Below are 5891 nucleotides of genomic sequence, written 5' to 3'. Positions count from 1 at the left end.
ACTGAGGGTCGGCGGCGGAGATGACCTGCACCCCAACATGATCTACCAGGCAGCCCCGAGGCCCGGCATCCGGGTTACGAAACAGCCTTTAGGCGAAGTGACCGGACATGCAAGAGGTAGGGCGCGGCCGGGTGGGCGGACGCCACGCCGGCGGACAGGCCGACCGGCCGCCCCGAACACCGACCCGCCCTGCCACCCCACGAAGCTTTTCGGATACAGAAAGTAATGGCATGGTGGCGGCCTCCGCCGGAGGCAGGATGCCCCCATGATGGGGGTCCCGGTAGCAGGGGGCGCAGTTCGGGGGTCGAGTAGACCGGGCCGAGCGCGCCGAGCTGGTCCTCCTGGCCTTCCCGGTAGGCCTGGCGCAGCTCGCCGCGCCGCGGGAACAAGGGCCAGCTGATCATCGCCGTTTGCGGCTGGTGACGCGTTTCTTACCGACACGAAGTCCGCGGGTTCAGCCTGACTGATGGTTCTTCGCAACGAACCCACGGCCCTTTCGATGATCGGGTTCGAGGCTGAGGCGGGTTCGCGGCGCTGGTGCTTCCCGCGGACCCGGATGCACCGCGGCCGTGGCCTGCGAAGGTGAGCCGCCGATGGTGACCAGTAGCCATGCCGCCTGCGGCTGCGCGGACGTCGAGACGGGGATCAAGGAGCACAAGCTCGGCGCCGGGCTGCGTCGCCCACCGTCCGTTGACCTGGCGGTCAACCGGGTCTGGCGGTGGGCGCGATCCTCGCCGGCTGGATCTCCGCGCTACTCCAGGCGATCAGCGGCTACGACCAGCGCGCAGGCCGACGGAACGACTGTCGGATCAGGTCAGAGGAGTCCTTCGAGTTGGGCGGCGACTTGGCGGTAGCGGCTGACGGGGACGAGGTGGACGCCGGTGAACGCGGCGCTGTCGCGTAGGCGGAGGATCTGTTCGCAGGCGGCGTCGACTCCTGCGGCCTGGTCACGTTCGACGCGTTCCACGAGGTCAGTGGGGATGTCGATGTCGGGGATCGTCGCGGCGAGGCGCCGGGCCATCCCGGCGCTGGCGAGGACCATCACGCCCGCGTAGACAGGCCGATCGATCGGGTGGGTGTCGCGCCAGCGCAAAAGGGCGTCCACTGAGTAGCTGACCTGGACGAATACGAAGTCGGCCGCATGCTTCCAGGCGGGCAGCGGTCGCAGGCCCGCCGCCGTGCCGACGCGGAAGGAGGGCCGGCCGGCGTAGACCGGGTCGTCGGCGACCGCGCGAGTTTCCTCGATCATGGCGCGTACGGTGATGTCGCCGGTCCGGTTCCCGGCGGTGGGTTTGTCGCCTTGGACGAAGAGGAACTCCTCGACGCCGTAGGCGGCGGCGGTGAGTAGGTCGCGGCGGAACCCGAGCAGGTTGCGGTCACGGGAGTTCACGCAGGCGATGCTGCGCCCGCCCATCGCTTGAACCTCATGGGCGACGGCAATGCTGGACACCGTCGCGCGCCCCAGGTGATTGTCGGGAATCAGGAAGGCGTCGGCGACCGGAGCAAGAACGCCGATCTGGTGGCGGGCGTGGGTGAGATCGGGCCGAGTCGGCGGTTCGATCTCGCAGATCAGTTCGAAGCCGTTCGTCGAGGTTCCTCGGCTCGCCCTGCCGATCTCGTTCCGGGCCACTGCCTGCTCAGTCAATGCCGCCTCCATGTTCCCAGGGCGAGTCCGCCCCGCCCGCGCCCCAGTATCGCTGGCGACCCATCACGGTCCGTTGACCGCAGGCTCGCGGCCGGACGGCGCGGACCGGACCCGGAGTGGCTAGCCCACCGCGAGGCCGGCGCTGGCAGTGCGGTCGCTGCCTGCCAAGCTCCGCCCGATGCTTCAGATCCGGGGCTGCTTGCGGTCGCGGCCTGCTTGGTGTCATCTTCCTCGCGAACAGGCTGCTGCGGGGCACCAACTCGTTCACGGAGGAGCACCACATGCGCGCGGGCATGCCCGTGGTCATGGATCCGCCGCTGACCACGCGCGAGACCGCCCGCGTGGCCGCCGTGGTGCTGCCCGGCGCGCGGTGCGACGGCTCCTGTTCTGGCGGTACCTCCTGATCTGGGAGAAACCGACCCTCCACGACAGCAGTCCCGCCGCCGCGCCGCCGTCGCCGACGACCGAGTAGCCGAACACACCTCCCCGATCTCCCGTATGGCAGGTCGCAGCACGCTGGTGCGCGGTCCTGTGTGGCCTGCGGAATAGTGCGGGTCCTTGCGGCAGCCCCTGGGCCGTCGATGTGGAAGGTGATCCGGACGGTGTGCCGGTTCACCACGTCGAGGCCCTCGGGTATGCCATGGCAGCGCGGGCTTGCCCAGACGGCGATGTCGAGGCGGTCGGGCGCCTCGATCACTGCGACCGACCCGCCGATCTCGGAGTACCACCCGCCCGGCGGCGCGTGAGCGCCTTCCGGCGGCCCCAGTAGGCGCGTTCGGACAGGTCAGACCGCCCCCAGTTGGTGAGAAACCCGCCAACGACGGCGACGACCACCACGACCGGGATCGCGGCGGCTCTGGCGCGCTCGCTCCGCAGGGCTGACAGCAGGCTGACGGTCACGGCCTCATGATGGGACCGCCACCGGAGGGATCAATGTCGTCAGTCCGACAGTGCCGATCTTGCCTCGATCAGGTTGACGGGTTCCGCAGCAGGCTGGCTTCCGCAAGACCCTGCCTCAAACAGGTTGACGGGTTCCGCAGCGGCGACGTAGCTGTGCCATCCGCGCCACCAGCGCCTCGTGGCGCTCTGGCAGCGTTTCTTGCCGGGTCTGGGCCGGGTCAGCGGATGGTGATCCAGAGTGGGTGTGGTGGGTGGCTGTCAGCCACGTCGCCGAGGAAGACTGGTGGCCCGGTGTGCCAGGTGGCCCGGCGGGCTGGCTCGGAATGCTCGTGCGCCTGGAGGTCTTGATCCCGCCGGGCGTGTTCGGTGCGGCGGGCGTCGTAGTCGGCTCGCTGGCTGGGGTCGCGCAGCACGGTGTAGGCGGCGATGACCTGTTGGAGAGCGGCGTCGTGTTCCTGGCGGGGGCCGGGGTGCTCGGCCTGTCGTGCTGGCATGCGGGTGTCCGGGTGATGGCGGCGCATCAGCGTGCGGTAGGCGTGGGTGATCTGGCTGGCCGAGGCCGAGGGCTCGACCCCGAGCACCCGGTAGGGGTCTTGGTCAGTGGCCATGTGCCGCGTCCTCTTCGACCTGATAGGGAGGCGGGTCCGGCCCCCGGTAAGGGTGGCCGGGAGCCGGACCCGCGCCCGCGTCGACGTGCTGAAGCTATTCCTTGGGGTCGTGAGTGGTGGCTATGACTCCTTTCCGTGTCGTGCCGCGTGGTCGGTGTCGAGGGTCGGACTGCCAGGCGGTGCCCGCTGCCCGGCCCGGTGTTGGAGGCGCCGGGCTGCCGGCGGTCCGCAGGGGTGAGGGTGCAGACAGCCCGCGCTCCTCGGTGGCCTCGGCGACGGTGGCCGCGGCGCGGCTGGCCGCCTCGGCCTGCCCGGTGGAACGTCGCTGTCCCACCCGGCCGAGATGATCGCGTCGAACTCGGCGTGCAGCAGGTCGGGGTCGGAGCAGATCAGATCGGCCAGCTGTGCCTCGACCGGCCGGACCGGCGCCGTCCCCTGCAGGGTCGTCATCGGTCCCGCCCCGGGTCAGGCGTGGATGGCCCGGCGGTCGTCGCTGGACATGTCGATCGCGATCTTCCGGGGCCTGGCCTTTTCCGCGACCGGGATACGGAGGGTCAACACGCCGGCGTGGTAGCTGGCGGTGATCTTCTCCGTGTCCAGGTTGTCGCCCAGGATCAACTGGCGGCTGAACACTCCGCGGGGCCGCTCGGCGACCAGGACCTCGCGGTCCCCCTTCAGCGCCGGACGTTCCGCCCGCACGGTCAGCACGTTGCGTTCGACGTCCAGATCCACGGTGGCGGGGTCCACCCCGGGCAGATCGAACTCCGCCACGAACTCCTCACCCTCGCGCCACGCGTCGATCGGCATCCCGGTCGGCCGGGCCACCGTGCCCAGGGCGCCGAACACCTGCTGGCTCAGCCGATCCAGCTCCCGGAACGGGTCGGTGCGCACCAACATCGGAACTCCACCTCCACGATCACGATCTCGTCGATCAGAGCGTTGGGCCATCCACTTATCTGTGGTGGCTGGCCTAGATTTTTATATAGCACCGGTGGCACACTGAGGCAAGTCCCCGGTCGGCCGTCCGGGTGGAGTCCCCGGAGGCGCCCCGTGAGCCCGTCCGATGTCGACCCGGCCCAGGGGGTGTACGGCATCTCGGTGGCCGCCGATCTCGTCGGCATGGACCCGCAGAGCCTGCGCCTGTACGAGCGGCGCGGGCTACTGGAGCCGGCCCGTACCGACGGCGGGACCCGCCGCTACAGCAGCGACGACCTGGCCCGGCTGCAACGGATCGGGCATCTACTCGCTGCCGGGCTGAACCTCGCCGGGATCGCCAAGGTGCTCGAACTGGAAACCGAGAACGCCCGGCTGCGCACCGACCTCGAACGGACACAGGCCGCGGACAGGGCGCCGACTCCTCAGTCGGCCCGCCATCGAAGCGCGGACTGAGGCAGGAAGACCGCGCCCGAGACCCCGACCGGCGCGGTGAGGGTCGCGAGCACGAGGCCGGCGACGAACCCGAGGAAGATCGCGCTCACCCCGGTCGGTCTTCCCGCCACTCGCGCCTGAACCAGCACGGTGACCGTACCGAGTGGCCGACTACCGCGGCCCCTGGCCATCTACTGGCCAGCCGTGACCGTGAGTGGCCATCTGTCGGCGATCCCTACAGCCGGGGGTGGCGCCTGCCGGTCCGCTCACTCGCCCGCCCACCGGGGGGCCTGAAAAGGTGGGCGGGCCGCCGGCTGGTGCCCAGCGGCTGGTTGGGGCGGGTCGGCCACCCGCCCGCCCGAGCACTCCGCGACACAACGACCGGCTCCCCCGTGTCAGAGGTGGGGTCGTCGCCGGCCGTCACGTGATGATCGGTGTCAGGGGCGCGGGGAGGCGGGGCGGGCCTGCCGCGCGAGGTCGTCCCTCCCGCCGGCGGCGGCCTCCCCTCCGTCGCAGAGCGCCTGACGAGTAGACCCGGTCGGCGTTCGACCCCGTTGGGTTGATGCAGCAGATCGGTCCTACCCCTGGCCCGTGGCACGGTTGAACCGGCCAGCGAGGGCCTGGAGGTGGGTCACCAGTTCCGGCGGGGATTCGACGTCGAATTCGACGTCCAGCATGCCGACCACCAGTGCGACCAACGGGTAGGAGTCTGATCCCATTTCGAGGCGACAGGTGTGCTCGTCGACGGGAGTGACGATGCCTTCAACGCGACCGGCGAGATCCTCGGCCGGGACGTGCACGCGCATGACGGAGCGGTACGGCCACATGGCGAAGCCCATCGTGCGGCGGAGGTAGGCGACGACGTCGCCGTCGGGGGATGGCCGGTGGGTGAAGCGTCGGCCGTTGGGCGTCCGCAACGACATGCGGTCGACTCGGAAAGTGCGCCAGTCGGCACGGTCAGTGTCCCAGCCGACCAGATACCACTTCCGGCTCCAGTGCGCTATGCGGTGGGGCTCGACGCTGCGCCGGGTTTCGTCGCCGGTATGGCTTCGGTAGTCGAAGCGCAGGGTCTCGGCGACGCGGACGGCGGCGGAGATGGCGGTAAGCGTATCGGCGTCGACAGAGGGACCGGTATCGGAACGGGGCGGCATGGCGACCACCGCGCCGCGTAGGGCGTCGACTCGGTGGCGCAGCCGCGTCGGAAGCACCTGCTCCACTTTGGTCAGCGCACGCAGCGACGCTTCCTCGACGCCGGCGACGGTGAGGTGGGCCCCGTTCTTCGGACAGTGATCCCTATGAGGCAATGCCGCTTAGTTAAGCGGCGCGAGCGAGGATGATCGTGGCCGGTCGATCATGGCGGGTGCCGGTGT

General features: G+C 70.1%; 6 protein-coding genes. 2 read left to right on the top strand and 4 right to left on the bottom strand.

What is annotated here, in order from left to right; translation table 11 throughout:
• Nucleotides 1-814 precede the first annotated feature (814 nt).
• A complete protein-coding gene (locus B056_RS0106915) occupies nucleotides 815-1630 on the bottom strand; it encodes a methylenetetrahydrofolate reductase (protein ID WP_018501157.1) in 816 nt (271 codons plus the stop codon).
• Nucleotides 1631-1926: 296 nt separating this feature from the next.
• On the opposite strand from B056_RS0106915, the gene B056_RS45300 reads away from it, so the two are divergent.
• Nucleotides 1927-2049, top strand: a complete 123-nt coding sequence (locus B056_RS45300; RefSeq protein ID WP_268258355.1) for a hypothetical protein — start codon at nucleotides 1927-1929, stop codon at nucleotides 2047-2049.
• 714 nt (nucleotides 2050-2763) lie between these two features.
• Here the strand turns inward: B056_RS45300 and B056_RS0106900 are convergent.
• Both B056_RS0106900 and B056_RS0106895 read right to left on the bottom strand, forming a co-directional pair.
• A complete protein-coding gene (locus tag B056_RS0106900; RefSeq protein WP_020572351.1) occupies nucleotides 2764-3153 on the bottom strand; it encodes a J domain-containing protein in 390 nt (129 codons plus the stop codon).
• A gap of 465 nt (nucleotides 3154-3618) precedes the next feature.
• Nucleotides 3619-4050, bottom strand: coding sequence for an Hsp20/alpha crystallin family protein (locus tag B056_RS0106895; protein WP_018501153.1), 432 nt, complete (start codon nucleotides 4048-4050; stop codon nucleotides 3619-3621).
• A gap of 153 nt (nucleotides 4051-4203) precedes the next feature.
• Between B056_RS0106895 and B056_RS0106890 the strand changes: the two genes are divergently transcribed.
• On the top strand, nucleotides 4204-4542 hold the full coding sequence (locus B056_RS0106890) for a MerR family transcriptional regulator (protein ID WP_018501152.1): 339 nt from the start codon (nucleotides 4204-4206) through the stop codon (nucleotides 4540-4542).
• A 557-nt stretch (nucleotides 4543-5099) separates the two neighbouring features.
• On the opposite strand, the gene B056_RS35520 is transcribed toward B056_RS0106890, so the two are convergent.
• Nucleotides 5100-5738, bottom strand: coding sequence for a helix-turn-helix transcriptional regulator (locus tag B056_RS35520; protein ID WP_018501150.1), 639 nt, complete (start codon nucleotides 5736-5738; stop codon nucleotides 5100-5102).
• Between the last annotated feature and the right edge of the window lie 153 nt (nucleotides 5739-5891).

This window comes from Parafrankia discariae, assembly GCF_000373365.1.
Classification (GTDB): domain Bacteria; phylum Actinomycetota; class Actinomycetes; order Frankiales; family Frankiaceae; genus Parafrankia; species Parafrankia discariae.
Note: the sequence above shows the minus strand (reverse complement) of the source record. Positions and strands in the feature narration are given on the sequence as shown.

Coding starts and splice junctions, on each gene's coding strand:
- B056_RS0106900 (WP_020572351.1), bottom strand. CDS start 3,153: ATGGCCACTGACCAAGACCCCTACCGGGTGCTCGGGGTCGAGCCCTCG.
- B056_RS45300 (WP_268258355.1), top strand. CDS start 1,927: ATGCGCGCGGGCATGCCCGTGGTCATGGATCCGCCGCTGACCACGCGC.
- B056_RS0106895 (WP_018501153.1), bottom strand. CDS start 4,050: ATGTTGGTGCGCACCGACCCGTTCCGGGAGCTGGATCGGCTGAGCCAG.